We start from the raw sequence: 22,913 nt of genomic DNA, 5'->3' as shown, positions 1-22,913 counted from the left end.
CATGAGTGACGACGCCCCCATCACCGAGACCGGCAGGATCCCGAACAAGGGCAAGCTGGCCAAGGACCTCAACGAGGTCATCCGCTACACCCTCTGGTCGGTCTTCAAGCTGAAGGACGCCCTGCCTGAGGACCGCGCGGGATACGCCGACGAGGTCCAGGAGCTGTTCGACCAGCTCGCCGCCAAGGACGTCACGGTCCGCGGGACCTACGACGTCTCGGGTCTGCGCGCCGACGCCGACCTCATGATCTGGTGGCACGCCGAGACCAGCGACCAGCTCCAGGAGGCGTACAACCTCTTCCGCCGCACCAGGCTGGGCCGCGCGCTGGAGCCGGTCTGGTCGAACATGGCGCTGCACCGCCCGGCCGAGTTCAACCGCTCGCACATCCCGGCGTTCCTCGCCGACGAGACGCCCCGGAACTACGTCAGCGTCTACCCGTTCGTGCGCTCCTACGACTGGTACCTGCTGCCCGACGAGGACCGCCGCCGGATGCTCGCCGACCACGGCAAGATGGCCCGCGGCTACCCGGACGTGCGCGCCAACACGGTCGCCTCGTTCTCGCTCGGCGACTACGAGTGGATCCTCGCCTTCGAGGCCGACGAGCTGTACCGCATCGTCGACCTCATGCGCCACCTGCGCGGCTCCGAGGCCCGCATGCACGTCCGCGAGGAAGTCCCCTTCTTCACGGGCCGCCGCAAGGACATCGGCGACCTGGTGGCGGGGCTGGCGTAGGGCGCGCCGTCGGGGGCGCGGGGCCGTGTCCCGTCAGGCGCCCTTACCCGGCCGAGCCGTCGGAGGCCGACGCGGTGCGCACGACGCGTGCCGCGCCGGCACCCGGCCCTGAAGCAGATACGCGTGCAGGTGCCCGTTGACGCAGGCGTTCGGCCCGCCCGCGATCCCGTGCGTCCCCGCGTCCCGCTCCGTCACCAGCACCGACCCGCCCAGCCGCCGGTGCATCGACAGCGCCCCCTGGTACGGCGCCGCCGCGTCCCGCTCGGCCGCCAGGATCAGCACCGGCGGCAGCTCGCCCGGCCCGGTCCGCACGTCCAGAGGCTGCTGCCGGGGCGCCGGCCAGTAGGCGCACGGCAGATTCGTCCAGGCGTTTTCCCAGGTCTCGAAGGGCGCCACCCGGGCCAGGCGGGTGTTGTCGCGGTCCCACACCTCCCAGTCCGTGGGCCAGGGGGCGTCGTTGCACTCGACGGCGGTGTACACCGCCGTCGAGTTCTCCGCCTCGGCGGCCGTCTCCGGGCGCGGCGCGGCCAGCCGGACCAGCGGCCCGGGGTCGCCGTGCAGATAGGCCGAGAGGGCCGCGGCCCGGCTCGGCCAGTAGTCCTCGTAGTACCCGGCGGTCAGGAACGCGTTCTGCAGCTGACCGGGGCCCACCTTCCCGCCCGCCGCCTTCGCGGCCAGCCGCTCGCGTGCGGTGTCGTAGCCGCGCTGCACCGCCGTGGACGTGGTGCCGAGCCGGTACACGTCGTCGTGCAGGGCGATCCACTCCCGGAAGTCCGCCCAGCGGTCCTCGAACGCCGCCGACTGCTCCAGGTTGCTGTGGTACCAGATCTTCCGCGGGTCCGGGTCCACCGCCGCGTCCAGCACCATGCGCCGCACATGGGAGGGGAACATCGCCGCGTACAGCGCGCCGAAGTAGGTGCCGTACGAGGCGCCCAGGAAGGTCAGCCGGTCCTCGCCCAGCGCGGCGCGCAGCACGTCCAGGTCCCGGGCGTTGTTCAGCGAGGTGTAGAAGCGCAGCCGGCTCCCGGACCGCTGGGCGCAGCCGCGCGCGTACGCCTTCGCCTGCGCGACGCGCTCCCGCTTGTACGCCTCCGACGGGTGCGTCGGCGCCGCGGTGGGCGCCTTGAGGAAGCGTTCGGGGTCCTCGCAGGACAGCGGCGCCGAGCGGCCCACCCCGCGCGGGGCGTAGCCGACCAGGTCGTAGCCGGCGGCGATCCGCTGCCAGCCCGGAACCGTGCCGGCCAGCGGGAAGTACATGCCGGAGGCGCCGGGGCCGCCCGGGTTGAAGACCAGGGCGCCCTGCCGGGGGATCTTCCGCTTGCTGTTGTGCGGGTCCTTCTGGGTGGCCAGGGCCCGGCTGACGGTCAGCTTGATCTGCTTGCCGTCCGGGTGGGCGTAGTCCAGCGGGACGCTCACCGTGCCGCACCGCACACCGGCCGGTGCCCCGGGCACCTCGGCCGCCGGACACGGACCGAAGTCGATGCCGGCCGCCCGGGCGCGGGCCGCGGCCACCGCGGTGCCGCGCAGCTCGGCCGCACCGGGGGCGGCGGGGGCGTGCGGGGCCCGCGGGGCGTACGGGGAGCCGGGCGCGCCGCCGGCCGGGGCCGCGGCCAGGGTGGTCAGCAGCAGGGCGCCGACGGCCGGGTAAAGGGCGGCAGCTCTCATCGCGTATCCCTTCGGCGCGCGGCGGCGATGGCACGGCTGCCACGGCCCGGCGCGAACACAAGGGATATTTGGTACGGCTGTGGGGGAAGGCAAGGACCGCCCGGCCGGTGTCGGCGCCAATGCCCCCTGTGCGCCCCCGGCGCCTTCCGCGCCCCCGGTGCCGCGGATGCTTCCGGTTACTCGCGCAAGGGCTGGTCGCGGTGGGTGAAGGCGGCGCGCAGCTCCGGCTCGCCGATCGCGCGGATGCCCCGTACCGCGACGGAGGTGAGGAACGACCGTTCGTCCCCGGCCGGTTTCCCGGTCAGCGGGCGCAGCAGCCGCTGACCGGCCGGGGAGGCCCAGGGCGAGTAGGGGTGCACCTCGAACCGGGCGATGGCCAGGCTGCTCAGCGTCAGGATGAGGGGCAGCGCGAACCACGCGCCCACCAGCGGGCGCGGTGTGCCGGTGTCACCGGGCAGCAGCAGGGCCGTCGTACCGAGCGCCGCCACGGCGAGCGCGGCGACGCGCACGTGCCGGACGGCGGACGCCACCGTCGTGTCCGAGCCCTCGGGCACCGCGAGCCCCGCGTGCAGCAGGCCGTCGGCCAGGCGGCGCACGGCCTCCGCGTCGGCCGCCCGGGTCCGCACCGGAGCGATCGGCGACTGCCCGTCGGGTCCGATGGCTCCTATGACGGACTGTTCGATCTCGTCGCGGCCCCGCGGGTCCACGACCGTGGCCCAGCCGGTGTGCGCGAGCAGCAGCCGGCGCTGGCGGGCCATGGAGACGAGGGCCACATCGGCGACCCGCGCCGGGCCGCCGGAGAGGAACGCCGCCTCGTACAGCGTCAGATCACGCTCGCCGGCTGCGGGCGCGTCGGATGCATCCGAGATGCCTGGTATGTCCGCGCGTATGGCCGCCAGGCAGAGGCGGGCGCAGGCCGTACCGGCGAAAGCCCAGGCCAGCAGGAGGAGAAGGACCCAGAACATGAGCTGTTTGTATGTCAGGGGTCCGGGTGAACGCCATGCTCTGTTCACTATCCGGACGCACCGTTGCCGGTCTGTGACGTTCCGTTTTCCCCGCTGGTCAGGGGCCACGCCGACGCCGGCATGACCGGTACCGGCTCAGGGCGACTGGTGGGCGCGCCGCCGCAGTACCCGCGTCAGGAAGCCCCGCTTCCTGGGCGCCGGGCCCGCCCGGTCCAGCCACCAGTCACGGAGGGCGCGGCGGGCGCGGGCGTCCCCGGGCCGGCCCAGTTTCAACAGGTGGCCGGCGAAGTCCAGCGCGTCCTGGCGGTAGCCGCCCCGCATCGGACGCCGGCGGGCGTACTCAAGGAACACCTCCCGGTACCCCGCCCCCAGGATCACCGGCAGCTCGGGCGCCACCTTCGCCACCACGCCCGCCCGCTTCGCCGCGAGCGCCCGCGCCTGCACCCCCATCCGGACGCGGTCGAACCCCTCCGGCACCGGTGTCCCCGCCACCAGCGCCGACAGCACGGCGGTCTGCGCCACCCCGAGCCGCTCGCGCACACCGGCCACCGGCCGCACCAGGACACCGACACCCCCCGCCCCGGCGCCGGCGCCCCTCACCGCCGTACACTCCGCCGCCCGCTCCCCGGCGAGCCCGCGCCCGGCCGCCACCGCCTCCCGGATGGACGCCAACTCCCGCGCCAGCTCCTCCGGTTCGGGGAAGTTCTCGTCCCGCTCCAGCAGGACCCCGGGCGGGGCGACCCGGGTGGCGAGGCCGGTCAGGATGTCGAGCACCGGGCGGGACACGGGGTGCGCGTGGCTGTCGTGCCAGACGCCGTCGCGCTCGAAGCCGCCCGCGACATGGACGTAGGCGATCGCCTCCACCGGCAGCGCGGCCAGCGCCTCGGCCGGGTCCTCGCCCCGGTTGACGTGGTTGGTGTGCAGGTTGGCCACGTCGATCAGCAGCCGCACCCCGGTCCGTTCGACCAGCTCGGACAGGAACTGCCCCTCCGTCAGCTCCTCGCCCGGCCAGGAGAACAGCGCGGCGATGTTCTCCAGGGCCAGCGGCACCGGCAGCGCGTCCTGGGCGATACGGACGTTCTCGCACAGCACGTCCAGCGCGTCCCGGGTGCGAGGCACGGGCAGCAGATGACCGGCCTCCAGGCGGGGGGACGCGGTGAGCGTCCCGCCCGCCCGGACGAAGGCGATGTGCTCGGTGACCAGCGGGGAGCCGAGGGCCTCCGCGCGCTCGGCGAGCGCCGTCAGCCGCCCCTCGTCGGGGCGGTCCGCGCCGCCCAGGCCGAGGGAGACGCCGTGCGGCACCACCGGCACACCGCGCTCGCGCAGCCGCAGCAGCGACGGGGGGAGATGGCCGGGGCAGACGTTCTCCGCCACGACCTCCACCCAGTCGATGCCCGCCATCGCCTCCACGGCGTCCGCGATCTCCGGCCGCCAGCCGATACCGGTCCCCAGCCGCATGGTGCCTCCCCCTCCTCGGCCCGTACCCGTGCGTCGAGTGAGGGGGATATGGCCCCGCCACCGGCCCGCGAACCCCCGCCCCGACGCGTTCAGAGCAACATTTGAGCTTCGGGTGGCCACGGAGGCCCGGACGGGACGGAGCGCGAGCTCCTGGTGCTGTCGCCCTCGGGTCACCGGGAGGGGCCGGCCCCCGTGGGAGCCGGCCCCTCCCGGTGCTCACGGGGCGCCCGCCAGGGAGCGCGGGCGGGGGGTCGCGTATTGGCGGTTGTGGTAGACCAGCGGGGGCTGTTCGAGGACGGCCGCCTGTTCCACTTGCCCGATGAGGATGCTGTGGTCGCCGCCGTCGAGGATCGAGTGGACGGCGCAGGCCAGGCGGACGGTGGCGTCGGGCAGCCCGGGCAGTCCGAGTTCGCTGGTGAGCATCGGGCCGTCGGCGAACTTGTCCCGGTCGGGGGTGGCGAAGCGCTGGGCGACGCCGTGGTGGTCCGCGCCCAGCAGGTTGACCATGAAGTGCGGGGTGCGGAGGAACGCCTCGTGGGAGGACGCGGTTTTCGCCAGGCAGACCAGGATCAGGGGCGGGTCGGCGGACAGGGAGCAGAAGGAGCTCGCGGTGAATCCGTGACGCCGTCCTTCGGGGGTGACCGTGGTGACAACGGTGACGGGGGCGGGCACCTGGGCCATGGCGTGGGTGAAGACGGTGCGGTCGATGGGCATCGTGGTCTCTTCCGTTGCGACAGGGGACGGAGCCGGTGTGCCGTCCTCAGACGGTGGCCGGGCGCGCCGTGTGAAGCCTCAGCGGGCGGGCGTCCAGCCACTGGCCGTCGGGGTCGCCGAAGTCGTGGGAGTCCCAGATGACCGCGCCGCGGCGGACGGTGAGGTCCACATGGCCGGTGAAGGTCCAGCCCTCGTAAGCCGACCACGTGTTCTTGGTGTGGGCCTCGCGGGAGGACATCAGCCAGTTGGCGGAGGGGTCGAAGACGACGAAGTCGGCGTCCCGGCCCTCCGTCAGGGCGCCTTTGCGCTCGTCCAGGCCGAAGAGCGCGGCCGGCCTGGCGGCGCACAGCCGGGACAGCAGCATCATGTGGTCGTCGAGGGGGACGTGCGGGAAGCGGCGCACCAGCCCGGTGAAGACGGCGGTGAGCAGTTCCTGTACGCCGGGCAAGCCGGGCGGCGCGTCCGGGGCGGGCCGGACCTTCTCCTGCGGGGTGTGGGGCGCGTGGTCGCTGCCCAGCGTGGTGATCTGGTCCGACACGACGGCCCGCCACAGGCACTCCTGGTCGCGCTCCTCCCGGATCGCCGGGCTCAGCCGGATACGCGCACCGAGCCGGCGCGTATCGGAGGCGGTGAAGGAGAGGTGGTGCGGGGTGGTCTCGTAGGTGACGGGCAGTCCCGCGGCACCGGCGGCCGACAGCATGTCGCTCTCCTCGGCCGAGGAGACGTGCAGGACGTGCGCCGCGGTGCCGTGGCGGCGGACCAGGTCGATCACCTTGGCGACGGCGACGATGCCGCCGCTGCGGGGCCGGTGGGGTTCGTAGGCGCCGTACGAGTCGGGTGCGGGGCGGTGGGTGTCGAGCAGGGAGAAGACACCGTCGTCCTCCGCGTGCAGGACCAGGCGCAGGTCTCGCTCGGCGGCGACAGCGAAGATGCGGTCCAGGACGGCCGGGTCACGGATCACCGACGGAGCGGTGTGGTGTCCGGTCATGAACACCTTGACGGAGGTGGCGACGCGCGGAGTGAGGTCGCGCAGCACGTCGACGGTGTCCTCGCGCACCCCGAAGTGGAACCGGTAGTCGACCAGGGACTGCCCGGAGATCATCTCGGCCTTGGCGTAGGCCAGTTCGAGGCTGTGCAGCGGCGGTTCGGTGTTGGGCATGTCGATGACGGTGGTGACTCCGCCGGCCGCGGCGGCCCGGCTGCCGTGGTGCCAGGTCTCCTTGTGGGTCAGGCCCGGGGTGCGGAAGTGGACGTGGGAGTCGATGACACCGGGCAGCACGTACCGGCCGGCGGCGTCCAGCGTCCGGGTCGCTGCCGGCAGCGGCGCGTCGGCGGACAGGATCCGGGCGATGCGGCCGCCGGCCACGGCGAGGGCGCCGGTGCGCACTCCTTCGGGCGTGACCAGGCGGGCGTTGGTGACGAGCAGGTCGTAGGAGGTCAGGTGTTCCATGGCATGCTCACCAGCTCTCGGGTCAGGTCGTTGGTGGGGCCCATCAGACCGACGGCGCGGGCGTCCCGGGCCAGCCGGTTCAGGGGGTGGTCGCGCAGATAGCCGGCGCTGCCCAGGAGGCGCTGTGCCTCCAGGCAGACCTGCTCACCCGTACGGGAGGCGTGGAGCTTGGACAGCAGGGTGGTGGTGCCGGGGTCGGAGCTCTCCCGGCGCCCGGCACGTTCGACCAGCGCACGGGCGCTCTCCACCTGGGCGGCCAGGTCGGCCAGGCGGTGGCGGACCGCCTGCGCCCGGTCCAGGCCCCGGCGGCGCGCGTGGGTGAGCGCGAGTTCCCAGGCGGCCTCGGCGATGCCGACGGAGACGGCGCCGAGAGTGGCACCGGACTGCCGTACGCCGGCGATGATCCGGGCCGCCTGGCCCACGGGGCCGAGGACGTTGTCCAGGGGGACCCGGCAGCCGTGGAGTTCGACGAAGCCGGTTGCCGAGGCGCGCATGCCGACGAGGTCCATCCCGGTATCGGCGATCAGCCCCGGCCGGTCGGCCTCGATGAGGAAGAACGTCTGTCCGTCGCTGCCATAGATGCCGTCGTCGCCGCCGGGGGCGGAGGTCTGGGCCAGGACCAGGTAGAGCTGGGCCAGGCCGGCTCCCGTGGTGAAGGTCTTGGCCCCGTTCAGGGACCAGCCCGTGGCAGTGCGGTCCGCGGTGGTGGACAGGTTGCGTTTGTCGGCGCCGGCACCGCTCTCGCTCCAGGCGGAGGCCGCGATCCACTCGCCGGTGGCGAGCGGGGGCAGGAAGCGCCGCTTCTGCTCCTCGGTGGCCCACTCGCTGATGCGGGCGGTGACGGCGTAGTGCTGGAAGAGGATGATCGCCACGGACGGGTCGGCGGCGGCCACCTGCCGGATGAGGTCGTTGGTGGTGGCGGCGTCGGCGCCCAGACCGCCGTACGCCGCGGGTACCGCCGCCGCCAGGATGCCGCTGGAGCGCAGTTGGGCCAGGACCTCGTCGCTCAGCCGGCCGGCCACGTCGGCGGTCGTCGCGTCGCGGCGCAGGGCCTCGTCGAGTCCGGGATAGTCCCGGCGCAGGACCACGCGGTGGTCGTGGACGGACGTCAGGCGCTCGCGGGCTGCCATGAGGGTGCCTCCTGGTAGAGGTAGGTGCTCAGTTCGGGGATCTTGGCGGGGCCGCGCAGGTGGGCGTGCTTGTCGCCGACGCTGACCCACAGCAGGGCGGAGCGGGCGTCGGCCGTGGTTCCCAGGGAGGCGGCGATCCGCGTGGTGCTTCGCGGGGTGTCGACGACGATGTCGTCCAGCCCGGCTCCGGCCCGCTCCAGCAGTCCGGCGGGGACGGTTCCGGGGATCGCGGCGGCCGCCGCGAGGCAGGTGGCGCCGGTCAGCGCGAGGGTGGGGTGCCAGCTGGGCACGGAGATGGCCCGCACGGCCAGGCGGCCCGGCTCGTACGATCCGACCGCCGCGATCTTGGGGAAGACGCTTTCCGGCGGCCAGCCCAGGGTGGTGGCGGCCGCGGTGCGGATCTGCTGCAGCCGTTCATAGGTTTCCTCGCCGGCCTCGAACAGCTCCTGCTGGCTGGACAGTCCGAGGGACTCGGCGTCGACGAAGACGTACGGGTTGCCGGTGGCCACCAAGGACGCCTCGTGCAGGCCGGACGGGGTGAGCAGCAGGTCCCGGGCATGCCCGGTCAGCAGCAGTTCCTCCAGTGCACGGTCGGAGTCCTGGACGAAGTGGACGGTGAACGTGCCGCCGTCGCGGCGGGCCTCGTCCACCTCGCAGACCACGTGGTCGCCGTTGTTGAGGACCCGGACCCTGACCCGGCTGCCGGGGGCGAGTCCGGGCAGCCAGCCGAGTGTGTCGGCGGCCAGTACCGAGGAGAGGATCGAATGCCCGCAGGAGCCGCGGAAGTCGAAGTGGCCCGGGCCGTCGGGCAGCCCTTGCACGAAGCGGTAGTCCAGGTCGAACAGCGGGTGGGCGGAGGGTGTGACGAGGGCGAACTTCAGTACGTCGTGATGGCCGTTGGCGGCCAGCCAGGAGCGGACGGTGGTGAGGACCGCGCGTATGTCTGGTTCGTCCGGCGGAACGAGGCCGGCGTCCACAACCAGCGTGGGGGTGGGGGCGCCGGTGGCCTGGGCGAGATAGGCGATCATGCGAGTACCTCGTGTCGGTTGCGGGGAGTCGCGGCGTGGAACTGGTCGAGCCACAGCTCGTGGATGAGCAGGGACCACACGGCCAGGGCGGAGGCGTCGGTCGGGGTGGTGCTCTGGGTGCGCAGGAGGGCCTGCACCGCGTCCGGGTCGAGCCGGCCGTGGCGGCGCAGCCGGGCCGGCGCCAGCATGTCCCGGGCGAACTCCATCAGCCGCTGGCCGTCGGAGAGCATGGCGGTGATCGGCAAGGTGAAGGGCTGCTTGGGCCGGTTGAGGACCGAGTCGGGCAGCAGCCCGCCGGCCGCCGCGTACAGGACCTTCTTGACGTGATCGCCCTCGACCTTGAGCGCGGCGGGCAGGGAGCGGGCGTAGCGCACCAGGGCGGGCTGGCAGAAGGGCAGGCGCACCTCGACCGAGGAGGCCATGGACAGGTGGTCGACCCGGCGCAGGTGGTAGGCCGGCAGCCGGCGGCCGATCTCGACGCCGGTGATCGCCGTCAGCCGGTCGTGCGGCGAGGAGGTGAGCGCCTGCGCGAGATGGTCCTCGGCGGTGCCGTGCGCGGTGATGAAGTGCCGGTAGTCGTCGGAGTACAGCCCCAGCCGCCGTTCGCGGGGGACGGCGGCGAGCGCGCGGACGTAGGCGGGCACCCAGTCGTGGCCGGCGCCGGCCTTCAACGCGGCCTTGATCCGGTCGTAGCCGCCGAAGAGTTCGTCGGCCGCGTCCCCGGTGACCGCCACCTTGAACCCGGCCCGGTGGACGGCCCGGAACAGCGCGTAGGTGCTCAGGGTGATGGGGTCGGCGTTCGGCTGGCCCAGGTGCCACACCACGTCCGACAGCAGGTCGGGGAAGTCCGCGGGGTCTATCTCGACCTGGTGGTGGTGGGTGCCGTGGCGGGTGGCGACCTCTTGGGCGAAGCCCCGCTCGTCGGCCGGCCAGGTTCCGCGGTAGGCGATGTTGAAGCTGTGCAGGTCCCCGACCCGTTCGGCGGCCAGGGCGGTCACCAGGCTGGAGTCGAGCCCGCCGCTGGTGATGGCGCAGACCGGTACGTCGGCCCGGGTCAGGCGGTGGACCTCCTCGCGCAGCAGCTCGCGGACTCGCTCGGCGGCCTCCTCGGGGCCGGGGTCCGCCGGCGGGACGGAGGTGTCCCGTATCCGCACGCGCAGCCCGTTGCCGCGGGTGACCTCCGCGGTGGCGGCGGGCGGCAGGACCTGGATGCCGTCGAACATGGTCTGCTCGCTGAACGGCGTCTTGGTGGCCAGGTAGGCGTCCAGTCCCGGCTCCCAGGCCCGGGCCTGGACCGCGCGGAAGGACAGCAGGGCGGGCAGTTCGGAGGCGAAGTAGAGGTGCCGTTCGGCGGCGTTCCAGTGGTAGTAGAGCGGTTTCATGCCCATGTCGTCGGTGGCGAGCACGAGTTTCGGCTCGCCGCGCAGATCGACGACGGCCACCGCGTACATGCCGTCGAGGTGTTCGGTGAACGCCGTGCCGTACTCGGCGTACAGCGCGGGCAGAATCGATCCGTCGCACAGATCGGGGAAGCGGTGGCCGCGGGCGGTCAGCATGCGGCGCAGTTCGTGGTGGTTGTAGATCTCGCCGTTGAAGACGACGACGATGCCGTCGAGGACGTAGGGCTGGTCGCCTCCGTCGAGGTCCATGATGGCGAGCCGGTTGTTGCCCAGGCCCCAGGTCTCGCCCGTGGTGATGTACTGGGCGTCCGGGCCGCCGTGGCGCTGCAGCGCCGCGACGGTCCTGAGCTCGTGCACCGTGGCCTGGCTGTCGAAGTGGCCGAATATCCTGCACATGATGATCACTTCACCTCGGTGGACAGTCCGGCGCGCTGGTAGAGCACCGGGTCGAAGGGGGTGGGACCGCCGCAGGTGGCGAAACGCGGGGCGGCAGGGTCGGTGGCGGGGTGCCGGGTGCCGTGCGGCACTCCGGGCGGAGCGAAGAGCACGTCGCCGGGGGCGGCGTCGATCCACTCGCCGTCCAGGTGGAGCTGTCCGGTTCCCTCGAAGACGATGAAGGCCTCCTCGCTCTCGGGATGGACATGGACGTTGAAGTACTCGCCGGCCTGCATGCAGCCGCAGTGCAGGCACAGCTGCGGGCTGCCGGTGCCCGGCCAGAACAGGAAGTTCATGGGGGCGGTGCGCCGGGAGGCGGGGGCCTGGCCGGTGCCGGTGAAGCCGGTGAGCTGGGTGTCGGTGTTCCACAGGCGGCTGAAGCGGGCCGGGGCGGCGCCGGGTCGGCGGCCGGGGAGCAGTCGGCTGCGCCAGAGGTAGACGGTGACGTCCGCACCGGCCGCCGTCATCTCCAGGGTGTCGCCCGTGGGCGAGTAGACGGCGTCGCCCCGGGTGACCTCGCGGGTGTGCGCTCCCGAGGCCGCGGTTGCGTGGCCGGCGAAGACCACCATGACGTTCTCCTCGCCGGAGGCCTCGGCGAGTGCCCAGCTGCGGCCCGCGGCGATACGGACGACGTCCAGGCGGACGATGCGGGCGCCGAGATGGGTGCCGACCGCGGTGGCGGTGGCCACTCCTTGCCCGGTGGAGGTGAAGGTGAGCGTGCCGGCGGGTATGACGGTGCCGCGCGTTGCTGTTGTGTACATGACTGTTCCTTGTCGTGAGGGAGTCGTTTCACGGCAGGCGGATACGGGCCGCGATACGCAGTTCTCGCAAAGAGCGGCGGTTGGGATCCGCCGGTCACCTAGGGGCCGGCACCGGGGTGTCCGGGTCCCGGCGCTGGTCCGGGCCGGGCTGCCGCGCCGGAGGCGGGACGTCCGCGGCGGCGGGCGCGGGGCGGCGCGGGCTGCCCCAGCGGCGCATCGCGGGCACCTCCACGTACCGGTGGAGCAGCCAGGCGCACCCCAGTGACGCGCTGAACAGGCCCGCTGTCAGGGCGAGACCCCCGGCGGCGCTCCAGTGGTGTCCCAGGGCCCGCAGACCGTAACGGATGATCAGCTCGTGGACCATGTAGAAGGCGAAGGAGAGCTCGCCCAGCCGCACCATGGCCGCCGACCGCAGCGGTGACGGTGCGCCCGTGACGTCCGCCGTGGCGACGGCCGCGATCAGCAGGGCCAGCGGTACGGCGGGGACGGCCGCCATGGCGAACTCGGCCGGCGCCACGGTCATCACGCCGTAGGCGGCCAGGGTGAGCAGCGTCGCCGTCACGGGGCCCGGCCCGATCCAGCGGCCGGTGAGGACGGTGCGGGCCACGAGGATGCCCAGGACGAACTCCAGCATCCGTACCGGGGGCAGGCTGTAGGCCAGCCAGTAGTGCCAGAACGGGATGTCGGGGGCCCACGGGGTGACCGGTGCGGTGGGCAGCGCCAGCGCCAGGAAGGGCACGGCGATGACGAGGAGCGCCACCGCGGCCGTCCACGACCACAGCCGGGTGGACGGGATGCGCACCACGAGACGGTGCAGGAGCGGGAACGCGAGGTAGAAGGCCAGCTCGCAACAGAGCGACCAGCTCAGCCCGTTGGGGCTGTCGTAGATGCCGACGAGGGGCACCCAGGTGTTGAGCAGCAGCAGGTTCGCCGCGGTGGCCGAGGGCCTGATGGTCTGCCCGACGGCCGCCATCAGGATCAGCGCGGCCACGAGGGTGGCCAGGTGGTTGGGGTAGATCTTGGCGATCCGGCGGCGCCAGAAGCCGCGCACCGTGTCGGCGGGGCGGGCGGACCAGGTCAGGATGAAGCCGCTGAGGACGAAGAAGAAGCTGACGCCGAGCCATCCGGCCCGGCCGAGCACGGCGGCCAGGCCGTCGTCGGCGGCCTGTGAGGCGAAGAGCCGATTGGCGGATATGTGGGTGGCGAAGACCAGCAGGGCGGCGATGAACCGCATGCCGGTCAGGGACGGAAGTCTGCTGAACGTCGCTTTGCCGATTGCCGGTTCGGCGGACGCCGGTTCCCCGGAGTCCGTCGGCGCGAAGATGCGCGGCATGGAATTTCCCCCCGATTGTCAGGCCCGTCAGGAGCGGTACCGGTACTGGTCGAACCGCTCGGCGAATTCCTCCAGTTCCTGCTCGCCGGGGACGACGTCCCGGTTCAGCAGGTCGGCCAGCCCGCGGAAGAAGTCCTCGCGGTGACGGCCGGGCATGAACGCGATCAGCAACTCGGCAGGCGTGTCGGAGACGTTCGCGAAGCCGTGCGGGGTACCCGGGGGAACGTAGAGGGCCGTACCGGGCCGGGCCGTCACCGGTGTCTCCCCTCGTGTCAGGGTCACCTCACCGGACAGGACCACGAACAGCTCGGTCATCTCCTTGTGGAAGTGAGGAGAGGCGTACGGACCGTTCGGGGGCATGGACAGCGAGAACAGGCCGAGCCTGCCGCCGGTGGCGTGGGTGGGTACGAGCATCCTGCAGACGTTGGTGCCGATGGGAACCTGTTCGGCCTGCTCGGGGGTGCCCAGGTAGGACTCGTCGGGGCGGGTCCGCGCATCCCGCCGGTCGCCCGGGCGCTGTTCGGGAGTGTCCTCCGAGGAGGTGCGTATGTAGAGCGACATGGTCACCTGCCTGCCTCTATGAGAGCGATCTGCTCTTCGAGGGGGGTGGGCGCCGGCGTGTCGGGGGCCGGAACGCCGTGGCGGAAGGGGTGGTTCTGGGGGACCTCGACGACGTAGATGCGCACTCCGTCGGGGTCGCTGAGGTGCATCTCCCACAGTCCCCAGGGTTCGACCCGCGCGTCACGGGCCGGGGTGACGCCGTTGGCGAGCAGCCGGGCGCGGGTCGCGGCAAGGCTGCGGACCTGCAGCCACATGGCGGGCTGGTCGGTCGGCGGCGTCGGGGACCGGCCGACGAGTTCGAGGAATCCGCCCCCCAGGTGGAAGACGGTGCCGCGTTCGGGACCGCTGCCGAACTCCTGGTAGACCGCCAGCTCCAGCTGATCACGGTAGAAGCGGCGGGACGCCTCGGGGTCGGTGGGACGGATGACGATGCGGCTGGCGAGGATCTCCATGGTGCTTCTCGGGTTCCTTTCCGAAGGCCGGCGGCGGGGCGCCGGCGGGGCGGGGGCGTCCTGCCGGGGGCCTATGCGGAGGACAGGCCCCCGGACGCGGCCGCCGCGGCGAGGGTTCCGCCCGGTGCGGCCGGGTGGCCGCACCGGCACCGCGGCGGCGGGTGGACGACGTCGTGCCGTGCGTGGGGCGGATGCTCAGCCCGCCTTGCCGGCCAGCGGGCCGCGCAGGCCGGCGGCGGCGACCAAGGTGCCGAGCAGGGCCATGGCGCCGGTGGCGGCGAAGGTGGTCGTGAAGTTGCCGATGCCGGGATGCGCGCCGAGGAGGATGACCAGGACGGCGAGCCCGAGCGCCTGGAAGACGTTCTGCGTGGTGGTCACCAGCGCCGCGCCGACGCCCTGGTTCTCCCCGGGGATCTCGGAGGTGGCCGCGATGAACATGGCCGGGAAGGCGATGCCGTTGCCCAGTCCGGACAGCAGCAGCCCGGGCAGCACACCGATCGCGTAGCTGTCGCTGTGGACCCCGACCGCGAGCAGCCCGAGGCCGATCGCGGCGAGCAGCAGCCCGCCCATCACCATGGTCCGCGGCCCGTGCCGCCCGACGAGCCGGTCCGTGACGGCGTTGCCGATGATCACGGTCACCGTCAGCGGCAGGAAGCCCAGCCCGGCGGCGAGGGGGCTGAAGCCCTGCTGGTCCTGGAGGAACAGCGTGACGAGGAAGAACTCCACGCCGATGCTGAGCACGTAGCAGGCGTCCACCGCACAGGCCACCATGAGCGAACGGGTGCGCCACAGCTCACGGGCGATCAGGGGGCTGGCGCTGGTCCGCTCGCGCACCACCCACAGGGCGGCCAGCACCACGAAGCCGGCCAGGCCGACCAGGGTGGCGGGGTCGGACCAGCCCGCGTCGCCGAGGCGGGTCAGGCCGAGCACGAGCAGGAGGATCGCGCCGGTGCCGAGGACGCCGCTCAGCGCGTTCAGCGGCGTCGGCGCGGCCGCGTCGGCGCGGCGGCCGGGCAGCAGGAAGAGACCGGCGACGATGACCGCGGCGGCGATCGGTACGTTCACGAGGAACACCCACTGCCACGACACCGTCGTCAGCAGCCCGCCGAGGGCGACACCGCCGACCAGGCCGATCGCTCCCACGGCGCCCCATACGGCCATGGCGCGGTTCCGCTTGGGGCCGGGCGGGAAGACCTGCTGGATCAGTCCCAGGGTGGCCGGGTCGAGCAGTCCGGCCCCGATGCCCTGCAGGGCGCGGGCGACGACGAGCGTGGTGAAGTCCTGGGTGAGCGCGGCCGCCAGTGAGCTGGCTCCGAAGAGCGCGGTGGCGCCGAGGAAGACCCTGCGGGCGCCGAAGCGGTCCCCGGTGCGTCCCCCCACCAGGAGGAACCCGGCGAAGAAGATGGCGTAGCCGCTGACGATCCACTGGAGCTTGCTCTCGGCCAGCGCCAGGTCCTCGCCGATGCTGGGCAGGGCCACGTAGACGATGGAGAGGTCGAGGGTGGCGAGGAACAAGCCGCAGCCCAGGACCGCCAGGGCCCATGCCTGTCGGCCGCTGATCTTGTTGTCGGCCGGTTCGGGAGCGCTCTGGGCGGCGGCCATCGCGCCGGTCGGGTTTTCCGACGTTGCTTCTGTGGTCATGACTGTGCTTTCTCCCGGCGTCTCGTTCCGTGCCTCAGGCACGGACCGGGTCGGCCGGGACGTGTTCCGACAGGGTTTGTACGACTTCACCGAAGGACCGGCAGATCAGCGCGCCGCCGTCGATGAGCTCGGTCTCGGCGCCGACGCCGTAGGTGACCGCGACCGGCAGCATCCCCGCACTGATAGCCATGCGCATGTCAGTACTGGTGTCACCGATGTAGGCACACCGCTCGGCCGGCACACCCAGGTCACTCGCGGCCCGCAGCCCCATCTCCGGGTCGGGCTTGCCGCGCCGCACCATGTCGTTGCCGACGACCGGGCCGAACAGCTCACGGATCCCGGTGGCGGCAAGGAGCTTCTCGGCGCTGGCGGAGATCTTCGACGTGCCCACGGCCAGCGGCAGCCCTCGCTCCCGCAGCTCCCGCAGCCCCTCGGCGACCCCCTCGTACAACAGGGCGGGTCCCGCGCTGAGGACGTCGGCGTCGAACAGCTCCCGGTAGCGGGTCACCGCCCGCGCGGTGACCGGGTCGTCCACCGCCCGCCCGAGCAGCGCGGCGACGGAGGGCTCCAGCGGCTTGCCGATGGTCGGTGCCACCTGTGCCTCGGTGACGTCCGCCCCGTACTCCGCGCACACCCGCGTCAGCAGCCGGCCGATCGCGGCCGGGGTGTCGGCGAGGGTTCCGTCCAGGTCGAAGACGGCCGCCTGGATCACCGGTCCTCCCCTCCCGTGACGCCGGCCTGCCGCGCGTAGGCGACGGCGAGTTCACCCGCGACGGCCGCCGTGGAGATGAGCACCGCCCGGTTGGCGGCCGCGCTGCGGCCCTCGGTGGCCCGCGAGACGGCCTTCATCAGATACGGGGTGATGGCCGGTCCCGTGACGCCTTCCGCGTCGGCGTCGGCCAGGGCCCGCTCGATGACCTCTTCCATGGCCTGCGCATCGAGGGCGTCCGCCTCGGCGATCGGGTGGGTGACCAGGGCGCCGCCGGGCAGACCCGCGGCCCAGTGCGCGCGCAGGGCCCGCGCGATGGCGGCGAGGTCGTCGATCCGCTGCGGGTTGCGGAAGCCGGAGGAGCGGCAGTAGAAGGCGGGGAAGTCGTCGCACCGGTAACCCATGACGGGGACGCCGAGCGTCTCCAGGTACTCCAGGGTCAGCCCGAGGTCGAGGATGCTCTTGGCGCCGGCGCACACCACCGCGACCCGGCTACGGGTGAACTGCACCAGGTCGGCGGAGATGTCGAAGGTGGTCTGCGCCCCGCGGTGGACGCCGCCGATGCCGGCGGTGGAGAACACCGGGATGCCCGCCAGGTCGGCGGCGACCAGGCTGGAGGCGACGGTGGTGGCGCCGAGGCCGCCGCCGGCGAGCACCGGGCCGATGTCCCGGCTGCTGACCTTGGGCACACCCTGCGTGGTGGCGAACTGCTCGATCCTCTTGTCGTCCATCCCGACGACGAAGCGGCCGTCCGCGATACCGATGGTGGCGGGCACGGCGCCGGCCGAGCGAACCGCCTGCTCGATGGCCCGGGCCGTCTCCACATTGCCCGGATAGGCCATTCCGTGGGCGATGACCGTGGATTCCAGCGCGACCACCGGGCGGCGTTCGGACAGCGCCGTGGCCACTTCTTCGCCGAGTTCGATCAATTCGTTCACGGTCCCGTTCACCGGGGCAACCTCCGACTCGTTGGGTGAATTCCGATCGCGTGGTCACCATCGTGTTCGGTCGGCGTATTGCTTGTCCACCGCGCTGAGTGGCGAAGAGTCGCCTGGCGTTTCCCTGACAGCTGTCCGCGCAGTTCGAGCGAGGTGTCAATGGCGAATACCCGCCTGTCCGGCACTGGCCAACAGGCCCTCACGGAACATTCCCGGATGCTTGGATGAAGACGTGGGTAATCGTCTCGGCGAGGGAACTCCTCCTCCCGGAAGGGATCAGGAGGAAGAGAGAAAGATACCGTGCCGGAAGAACGAGTCAGGAAAGGAGAGAGAAAGGAATGGAAACGGAGCAGGCAAAGAGCGAAGGGCTGGATGTGGGCCGCGCGCTGCGTGTGCTGGAGGCGGCGGATTCGGCTTTCTCCTCCAGCCCGAGCAAGACGGAGCTGAAGAACCTCGTCTGGCATCTGCGCCAGGCTCTGCGCCAGGCCGTCGCCTCGGCGCCGGCCGGCGCCGAGGCGACGCAGACGCCCAGACCGTGACCGGCCCGGGTCAGCTCAGCAGGCCGAGCTCCGCGGCGCGAGCCCCCGCCTCGAACCGGCTGCGGGCCTCCAGTTCCTCCATCGCGCCGGCCATCAGACGGCTCAGGGTCCGGGAGGAGACGCCCAGCAGCCGGGCGATCTTCTCGTCCTTCACACCGGAGTTCATCAGGCGCAGCATCGTCAGCTGCTCCGCCGTCAGCCGCTGCCGCGTCCGGGAGCCGGGGTGCACCCGCCGGGCCGAGCACCAGGTCTGCTCGAACGACTGTCTCAGCAGGGCGACCTCCTGGGGCGCACGGAAGACCGTCTCACCCTCCTCGCCCGGGCGCAGTCCCGCGGCCATGAAGACAAGCTCCTGGTCGACCACGGCGGTGAAGACCTGCTGGATGTCCACCATGCGGCACTCCACACCGAGCTCCGCCGTCCGTTCCAGGTGCTCCGCGCCGCCGTCGACGGCGAGGACGGTGCGCGGGTACAGGGCGCGCAGCGCCACACCCTGGGAGGTCAGGTCCGCGAACTGGGCCTCGGCGTCCTTCAGGCAGGCGAGCGAGGGGGGAGGGGCCAGTGCCACCCACACCTCGCGACGGGCACTCAGCACCAGCTCGCGTCCCGGCTCCGTGGGCACCGGTGCGAGCCGGGGCACCTCCGCGAGTTCGCGCCGCAGGCTGCGCGCGCGGGCGAGCTGTTCCTTCAGGGCCGCCTGGGCACGAGTGAGCACCGCCTCGACGGCGTCCAGTTCACCCTCCAGGGACGGCCGTCCTACCGTCTCGACGCGGGGCGACGGCAGGGCACCTCCCACAGCGTGGAGGGCCGTGGTTTGCCGGTGGCCACTGCGTACGGCGGCATGATCCTTACGCGCGATCCCGACTGAATGCACGAACACTCCCTGATCGAAATCGAAGGGGCACGCGGTCCGCCCGTGACGCCACGGCCTGGCCGGCTGTGCGGACACGGCGAGGACAGCCGTGCGGAGAGCTACGCACTCAGAGAATAACAAACAGATCGGTCTGCCTGTTATGGGCGGGCCACCTCAGTGAGCGACGAGACACGAAAGGACCTCCCATGCCTGTGGTGACGATCGACTGGTGGCGCGGCAGCTCCGCCGACACCCGCGCGACGACCGTGAAGAAGGTCACCGAGGCGGTCGCCGAAGGGGCCGGCTGTCCCGAGGAGGCCGTCACGGTGATCATCCGGGAGACGGACCCCGCGTTCTGGGGGCGCGGCGGGGTCCTGGCGGCTCCCGGGGCCGACTGATCGCCACCGCATCATTCCGAACCGACCGACCCGTATTCGATATGCCGACTCAGGCTCGCGGCCACCGGACCCGGAGCGCCCTGGTGCTGGCGGCCGCCTACGAAGTGGACCGAACCGGCGACGCCAGCATGAGCGGGGTCTGCCGCAGGGCGGGCGTCAGCCGGGGCGCCCTCAGTCATCACTTCTCCGGCAAGCAGGACCTGCTGCGGGCCCTGCGCGACGAGGCACGGGGGACGCTGCGCCTGCTGGTGCGGCACTTCGTGGCCGACCGGAGGCCGGTCGCGGAGGCCCTGTGCCGACTCGCGGAGGAGCTGTTCCGGCGGCTGCGCCAGGACGTGGTGCTCCGGTCCGGTCTGGCGCTCCTCGATCCCGAGGAAGTCGCCGCCTTGCAGAGGCAGTTCACCTGCCTGGTGCGCCGGCGCATCGCGCGTGAACAGCGAACGGCCGCCTCCTCGCCGGGTCCGGCGCTGGCGGCCACGTTGGTCGTCAGCGTGTTCGGCGGTCTGGAGGCGCTGGGCCGGCGGGACCCGTGGTGGTGGCACCTCGCGGAATCCGTCGGCCTGTGGCGACAGCTCGGCCGCGCGCTGGCGCAGCCGGAGGCCACCTGACCTAGGGGCCGCCTGATCCGGCGGCCGCCTGGCCCGGAGGCGGCCTGATCCGGGGGGGGCGCCTGGCCTGGAGGTGACCTGACCCGGCGGCGATCTGACCTGGGGGCCGCCTGATCCGAGGCGGCCTGATCCGGAGGTCGCCTGATCCGGCGGCCTGATCCGGGGGGCGCCTGGCCCGGAGGCGACCTGACCTGGGGGCCGCCTGGCCCGGAGGCGGCCGGACCGGTGTCCGCCCGCTGTCGCCGCGGCCCGAAGCCGGTGGGCGCCGGGGGGAATCCCCCCGGCGCGCGTCACACGGCGTCCGCGTCGCCCTGCGTCCCGCCCAGACGGTGACCGCGTTCCTCGTGCGTGTCGAGCCGCCGCAGGACACCCGGCACGGCGATGCCCGGCAACAGCAGGTTCCACATCACCGACACCCGGTGCAGCAGATCGTCACGGCCGCTGACCAGGTTCGACAGCAGCTGGATACCGGTGAACGACCCCACGATGAGCTGGGCGAGATCCGGGATCGGCGTGCCCGGCAGCAGCTCACCGCCCGCGTCGGCCTCGCGCAGCACGTTCTCGATGACGTCCAGGGCCCACTGGTAGGGCGCCGTCCTGCTCTGCGAGAAGGAGGTCTCCTCGACCGTGAGCCGGACCGCCGCCCTCAGCACGTCGCTGGTCTGCAGCAGTCGCGCGTAGGTCAGCGTGATGTCGATCGCGGCCTGTAGCCGCACGCTGGTCTTCGGCGGGCGCAGAGCCTCGATCTGAGCCGCCACCACTTCCTGGGCGATGGCCTCCTTGGAGGCGAAATGGTGATACATCGCCCCGCGCGTGAATCCCGCCCGGGTGAGGATCTCCCCGGTGCTGGCCCCGTCGTAGCCCCGTTCGGCGAATACGGAGGCCGCCGCCTCCACGAGCTGTCGCCGGGTCTGAAGCGCTCGTTCCTGCTGCGCCACTGTGCACTCCCAAGATGCCTGTTGAAGTACAGACAGATCGGTCTGTATGTTACCGGCGGCAGGTCCGGTCCTGCTGCGGCCCGGACCCCTTGCGTTGTCAGGACACAGTTGTCAGGACAAAGGTCAAGAGGAGATCAAGGTGACGCTCCACCCTGTTCCGACCCTCGCCCGCACCTCCCTCGTCGCCGACCGCACCACCCTTGCCGAGCGGACGTGGACGCCGCTGAGCGACGACGATCTGCTGGCTCTGACCGCCACCGTGCCCCGCCAGTACGTCCACCGGGCGGCGGTCGCCGAGGTCTTTCTCACCGGCTGGCGGGCGGACGGCCCCGACTCGTTCACCGTCGCCGCGCAGTGGCCCCGCACCCACGCCTTCTTCACACCCGTGGCAGGGCGTCTCGACCCGCTGCTGCTGGCCGAGACGGTCCGCCAGACCGGCGCCCTTCTCGCCCATGCCGAGTACCAGGTTCCGTTCGGCCACCAGTTCCTGTTGCAGAGCCTGTCGTACTCCGCCACCGAAGAAGGCCTGCGCATCGGCTCCACCCCCGCCGACGTCGAACTCAAGATCACCTGCGATGACGTCACCTACCGCTCCGGCCACCTGTCCCGCATGCGGTACCACGCGGTCCTCCTGCGGGACCGCCGCCCCGTCGCCGAGGCCGAGGCCGCCTTCGGCTGCGCCTCGCCCGCCGTCTACCGGCGGCTGCGTGCCGGAGCACCGCGAACGGCCCTGCCACTGCCCCAGGCACTGCCCCCGCGGGACGTCGGCCGTGACCATCCGCACGACGTCGTCCTCGCCGCGGCCGGCCGCCCGGGCCGCTGGCAACTGCGCGCGGACACCACACACCCGATCCTCTTCGACCATCCCGTGGACCACGTCCCCGGCATGGTCCTCCTGGAGGCCGCACGACAGGCCGCCCAGGCCCTGTGCTGCGCTTCCCACCGGCAGACCCCGATCGCGATGGACAGCGTCTTCACCAGATACGTCGAATTCGGCTCGCCCTGCTACATCGAGGCGGAACACATCCACTCCGCCGGGTCCGGTCCGCGCGTCCGCGTGCGGGGTGTCCAGGACGGTGACGAGACCTTCTCCGCGACGCTCACCCTCCGGTCCCCCGTCCGCACCCAGGACCGGCGCGGGGGCCTCTTATGACCACCATCCTGATCACCGGGGCGAGCGGCTTCATCGGCAGCCGGGTGACCCGCTGGGCCGCACGCGCCCACCCCGACGCGCGACTGCGCCTGCTGCGCCACCACAGCGTTCCGGCACCCGCCCCGGCGCATGCCACTGTCGTCACGGGCGATGTGACCGACCCGGCCACCCTCACCGGTGTCTGCGCGGACGTGGACGTCCTCGTGCACTGCTCCTCCTGCGTCGCGGGCCCGCCCGAGTCGTGTGCGGCCGTCAACGCCGCCGGGACCAAGGCCCTGGTCCGGGAAGCCGCCCGCGCGGGCGTGCGCCGCATCGTCTACGTCAGCACCGCCGCGGTCTACGGCCGCGGTCCGTTCCGCGACGCGACCGTGGAGGAGCTGCGCCGCGCCCCCGTCTCCGCCGCCTCCCGTAGCCGCGCCGAGGCGGAGGACGCCGTACTCGCCGCCGAGGGCACCGTGCTGCGCCCGCACCTGGTGCACGGGGCGGGCGACCGATGGGTCGGCCCGGGCATCACCCGGCTGGCCCGCGCACTGCCGTTCACCGTCGACGACTGGCGCAGCCTGCACTCCGTCATCACCGTCGACGACCTCGCACGCCTCACCGTGGCCGCGGCCACGGCTCCGTCACAGGCCCTGCGCGCTCGCGTCTACCACGCCAACCACCCGGTCCCCGTCTCCGCCCGCACCCTCCTGCGGCACTTCGCCCGCGAGGCCGGGCTGTCCCTGCCCCACCGGAACGTCGGCCTGGAGCAGGCCAGGACCCACCTGCGCGCACACGGGCACGGCACCCACGACCTCGACCTCCTGGCGACCGACCACTGGTTCCACAGCACGGGCATCTGGCAGGACACCGGCTGCACTCCCCACCCCGACCCGGCACTGTCCCCCGACGGCCCCGGCCGGGACGCCCACCACCGATGTCGGCGGGGACGGCGACTGCACGAGCAGGGGATCTGAAACGAGCCGGACGGAGCGCCCACACCCCTGAGGCCCGGTGCCGGCCCGCCGACGGGCGCGCGCCGTGGCAGTCCGGCCCCATCGTGGCAGTCCGG

General features: G+C 72.6%; 23 protein-coding genes. 6 read left to right on the top strand and 17 right to left on the bottom strand.

Annotated features, from left to right (window positions below; translation table 11 throughout):
• Window position 1: 1 nt before the first annotated feature.
• Window positions 2-733: a hydrogen peroxide-dependent heme synthase gene (hemQ, locus tag ABD350_RS04170; protein WP_344346305.1), complete on the top strand. Its 732-nt coding sequence runs from the start codon at window positions 2-4 to the stop codon at window positions 731-733.
• A gap of 33 nt (window positions 734-766) precedes the next feature.
• Here hemQ and ABD350_RS04165 read toward each other — a convergent pair whose 3' ends face one another.
• The 15 genes from ABD350_RS04165 to ABD350_RS04095 all read right to left on the bottom strand — a co-directional run bounded on the left by ABD350_RS04165 (window position 767) and on the right by ABD350_RS04095 (window position 17,385).
• Entirely contained in the window at window positions 767-2,398 is a 1,632-nt protein-coding gene (locus tag ABD350_RS04165) for an alpha/beta hydrolase (RefSeq protein ID WP_344346304.1), read from the bottom strand.
• 176 nt (window positions 2,399-2,574) lie between these two features.
• The gene (locus ABD350_RS04160) at window positions 2,575-3,363 is read right to left on the bottom strand and encodes a TIGR04222 domain-containing membrane protein (RefSeq protein WP_344346303.1); all 789 of its coding nucleotides are present in this window, start codon (window positions 3,361-3,363) and stop codon (window positions 2,575-2,577) included.
• A gap of 135 nt (window positions 3,364-3,498) precedes the next feature.
• On the bottom strand, window positions 3,499-4,821 hold the full coding sequence (locus tag ABD350_RS04155) for an MbnB/TglH/ChrH family RiPP precursor modification enzyme (protein WP_344346302.1): 1,323 nt from the start codon (window positions 4,819-4,821) through the stop codon (window positions 3,499-3,501).
• A 216-nt stretch (window positions 4,822-5,037) separates the two neighbouring features.
• Window positions 5,038-5,535, bottom strand: coding sequence for a flavin reductase family protein (locus ABD350_RS04150; protein ID WP_344346301.1), 498 nt, complete (start codon window positions 5,533-5,535; stop codon window positions 5,038-5,040).
• Window positions 5,536-5,581: 46 nt separating this feature from the next.
• A complete protein-coding gene (locus ABD350_RS04145) occupies window positions 5,582-6,985 on the bottom strand; it encodes a dihydroorotase (RefSeq protein ID WP_344346300.1) in 1,404 nt (467 codons plus the stop codon).
• A complete protein-coding gene (locus ABD350_RS04140; RefSeq protein WP_344346299.1) occupies window positions 6,973-8,115 on the bottom strand; it encodes an acyl-CoA dehydrogenase family protein in 1,143 nt (380 codons plus the stop codon). The genes ABD350_RS04145 and ABD350_RS04140 overlap by 13 nt, the downstream gene beginning before the upstream one ends.
• Window positions 8,094-9,143 carry a PrpF domain-containing protein gene (locus tag ABD350_RS04135; protein ID WP_344346298.1) on the bottom strand — a complete coding sequence of 350 codons (1,050 nt, stop codon included), beginning with the start codon at window positions 9,141-9,143 and terminating at the stop codon, window positions 8,094-8,096. Before ABD350_RS04135 ends, ABD350_RS04140 begins: the two co-directional genes overlap by 22 nt.
• Complete coding sequence (asnB, locus tag ABD350_RS04130) at window positions 9,140-10,939, bottom strand: asparagine synthase (glutamine-hydrolyzing) (RefSeq protein WP_344346297.1); 1,800 nt, start codon at window positions 10,937-10,939, stop codon at window positions 9,140-9,142. The genes ABD350_RS04135 and asnB overlap by 4 nt, the downstream gene beginning before the upstream one ends.
• Window positions 10,940-10,944: 5 nt before the next feature.
• Window positions 10,945-11,739 (bottom strand): cupin domain-containing protein, encoded by a 795-nt coding sequence (locus tag ABD350_RS04125; protein ID WP_344346296.1) that lies wholly within the window; start codon window positions 11,737-11,739, stop codon window positions 10,945-10,947.
• Between the two features lie 94 nt (window positions 11,740-11,833).
• Window positions 11,834-13,072, bottom strand: a complete 1,239-nt coding sequence (locus tag ABD350_RS04120; RefSeq protein WP_344346295.1) for an acyltransferase family protein — start codon at window positions 13,070-13,072, stop codon at window positions 11,834-11,836.
• A 27-nt stretch (window positions 13,073-13,099) separates the two neighbouring features.
• Window positions 13,100-13,633, bottom strand: a complete 534-nt coding sequence (locus ABD350_RS04115) for a cupin domain-containing protein (RefSeq protein WP_344346294.1) — start codon at window positions 13,631-13,633, stop codon at window positions 13,100-13,102.
• 2 nt (window positions 13,634-13,635) lie between these two features.
• Window positions 13,636-14,085: a VOC family protein gene (locus tag ABD350_RS04110; protein WP_382466734.1), complete on the bottom strand. Its 450-nt coding sequence runs from the start codon at window positions 14,083-14,085 to the stop codon at window positions 13,636-13,638.
• A 195-nt stretch (window positions 14,086-14,280) separates the two neighbouring features.
• The gene (locus ABD350_RS04105; RefSeq protein WP_344346293.1) at window positions 14,281-15,726 is read right to left on the bottom strand and encodes an MFS transporter; all 1,446 of its coding nucleotides are present in this window, start codon (window positions 15,724-15,726) and stop codon (window positions 14,281-14,283) included.
• Between the two features lie 34 nt (window positions 15,727-15,760).
• Complete coding sequence (locus tag ABD350_RS04100; protein ID WP_344346292.1) at window positions 15,761-16,438, bottom strand: HAD family hydrolase; 678 nt, start codon at window positions 16,436-16,438, stop codon at window positions 15,761-15,763.
• A complete protein-coding gene (locus tag ABD350_RS04095; protein ID WP_344346291.1) occupies window positions 16,435-17,385 on the bottom strand; it encodes a pseudouridine-5'-phosphate glycosidase in 951 nt (316 codons plus the stop codon). Before ABD350_RS04095 ends, ABD350_RS04100 begins: the two co-directional genes overlap by 4 nt.
• Before the next feature lie 326 nt (window positions 17,386-17,711).
• On the opposite strand from ABD350_RS04095, the gene ABD350_RS04090 reads away from it, so the two are divergent.
• The gene (locus ABD350_RS04090; protein WP_344346290.1) at window positions 17,712-17,912 is read left to right on the top strand and encodes a hypothetical protein; all 201 of its coding nucleotides are present in this window, start codon (window positions 17,712-17,714) and stop codon (window positions 17,910-17,912) included.
• Window positions 17,913-17,922: 10 nt separating this feature from the next.
• On the opposite strand, the gene ABD350_RS04085 is transcribed toward ABD350_RS04090, so the two are convergent.
• The gene (locus tag ABD350_RS04085; protein ID WP_344346289.1) at window positions 17,923-18,708 is read right to left on the bottom strand and encodes a helix-turn-helix transcriptional regulator; all 786 of its coding nucleotides are present in this window, start codon (window positions 18,706-18,708) and stop codon (window positions 17,923-17,925) included.
• A gap of 263 nt (window positions 18,709-18,971) precedes the next feature.
• Here ABD350_RS04085 and ABD350_RS04080 point away from each other — a divergent pair, with 263 nt between their 5' ends.
• Window positions 18,972-19,163: a tautomerase family protein gene (locus ABD350_RS04080; RefSeq protein WP_344346288.1), complete on the top strand. Its 192-nt coding sequence runs from the start codon at window positions 18,972-18,974 to the stop codon at window positions 19,161-19,163.
• A 41-nt stretch (window positions 19,164-19,204) separates the two neighbouring features.
• Window positions 19,205-19,771, top strand: a complete 567-nt coding sequence (locus tag ABD350_RS04075) for a TetR family transcriptional regulator (protein ID WP_344346287.1) — start codon at window positions 19,205-19,207, stop codon at window positions 19,769-19,771.
• Between the two features lie 290 nt (window positions 19,772-20,061).
• Here the strand turns inward: ABD350_RS04075 and ABD350_RS04070 are convergent, their stop codons facing one another.
• A complete protein-coding gene (locus ABD350_RS04070; protein ID WP_344346285.1) occupies window positions 20,062-20,709 on the bottom strand; it encodes a ScbR family autoregulator-binding transcription factor in 648 nt (215 codons plus the stop codon).
• A 139-nt stretch (window positions 20,710-20,848) separates the two neighbouring features.
• Between ABD350_RS04070 and ABD350_RS04065 the strand changes: the two genes are divergently transcribed.
• Together ABD350_RS04065 and ABD350_RS04060 are read left to right on the top strand one after the other, a co-directional pair.
• A complete protein-coding gene (locus tag ABD350_RS04065; protein WP_344346284.1) occupies window positions 20,849-21,862 on the top strand; it encodes a ScbA/BarX family gamma-butyrolactone biosynthesis protein in 1,014 nt (337 codons plus the stop codon).
• The gene (locus ABD350_RS04060) at window positions 21,859-22,818 is read left to right on the top strand and encodes an NAD-dependent epimerase/dehydratase family protein (protein ID WP_344346283.1); all 960 of its coding nucleotides are present in this window, start codon (window positions 21,859-21,861) and stop codon (window positions 22,816-22,818) included. Before ABD350_RS04065 ends, ABD350_RS04060 begins: the two co-directional genes overlap by 4 nt.
• Window positions 22,819-22,913 lie beyond the last annotated feature (95 nt).

Origin of the sequence: Streptomyces nogalater (genome assembly GCF_039532885.1) — a bacterium.
GTDB classification, from domain to species: Bacteria; Actinomycetota; Actinomycetes; order Streptomycetales; family Streptomycetaceae; genus Streptomyces; species Streptomyces nogalater.
The sequence above is the reverse complement of the archived record's forward strand: the minus strand, read 5'-3'. Positions and strand labels throughout refer to the sequence as shown.

Coding starts and splice junctions, on each gene's coding strand:
- ABD350_RS04165 (WP_344346304.1), bottom strand. CDS start 2,398: ATGAGAGCTGCCGCCCTTTACCCGGCCGTCGGCGCCCTGCTGCTGACC.
- ABD350_RS04060 (WP_344346283.1), top strand. CDS start 21,859: ATGACCACCATCCTGATCACCGGGGCGAGCGGCTTCATCGGCAGCCGG.
- ABD350_RS04155 (WP_344346302.1), bottom strand. CDS start 4,821: ATGCGGCTGGGGACCGGTATCGGCTGGCGGCCGGAGATCGCGGACGCC.
- ABD350_RS04090 (WP_344346290.1), top strand. CDS start 17,712: ATGGAAACGGAGCAGGCAAAGAGCGAAGGGCTGGATGTGGGCCGCGCG.
- ABD350_RS04135 (WP_344346298.1), bottom strand. CDS start 9,143: ATGATCGCCTATCTCGCCCAGGCCACCGGCGCCCCCACCCCCACGCTG.
- ABD350_RS04105 (WP_344346293.1), bottom strand. CDS start 15,726: ATGACCACAGAAGCAACGTCGGAAAACCCGACCGGCGCGATGGCCGCC.
- ABD350_RS04125 (WP_344346296.1), bottom strand. CDS start 11,739: ATGTACACAACAGCAACGCGCGGCACCGTCATACCCGCCGGCACGCTC.
- ABD350_RS04115 (WP_344346294.1), bottom strand. CDS start 13,633: ATGTCGCTCTACATACGCACCTCCTCGGAGGACACTCCCGAACAGCGC.
- hemQ (WP_344346305.1), top strand. CDS start 2: ATGAGTGACGACGCCCCCATCACCGAGACCGGCAGGATCCCGAACAAG.
- ABD350_RS04110 (WP_382466734.1), bottom strand. CDS start 14,085: ATGGAGATCCTCGCCAGCCGCATCGTCATCCGTCCCACCGACCCCGAG.
- ABD350_RS04120 (WP_344346295.1), bottom strand. CDS start 13,072: ATGCCGCGCATCTTCGCGCCGACGGACTCCGGGGAACCGGCGTCCGCC.
- ABD350_RS04160 (WP_344346303.1), bottom strand. CDS start 3,363: ATGTTCTGGGTCCTTCTCCTCCTGCTGGCCTGGGCTTTCGCCGGTACG.
- asnB (WP_344346297.1), bottom strand. CDS start 10,939: ATGTGCAGGATATTCGGCCACTTCGACAGCCAGGCCACGGTGCACGAG.
- ABD350_RS04080 (WP_344346288.1), top strand. CDS start 18,972: ATGCCTGTGGTGACGATCGACTGGTGGCGCGGCAGCTCCGCCGACACC.
- ABD350_RS04075 (WP_344346287.1), top strand. CDS start 19,205: ATGCCGACTCAGGCTCGCGGCCACCGGACCCGGAGCGCCCTGGTGCTG.
- ABD350_RS04140 (WP_344346299.1), bottom strand. CDS start 8,115: ATGGCAGCCCGCGAGCGCCTGACGTCCGTCCACGACCACCGCGTGGTC.
- ABD350_RS04150 (WP_344346301.1), bottom strand. CDS start 5,535: ATGCCCATCGACCGCACCGTCTTCACCCACGCCATGGCCCAGGTGCCC.
- ABD350_RS04145 (WP_344346300.1), bottom strand. CDS start 6,985: ATGGAACACCTGACCTCCTACGACCTGCTCGTCACCAACGCCCGCCTG.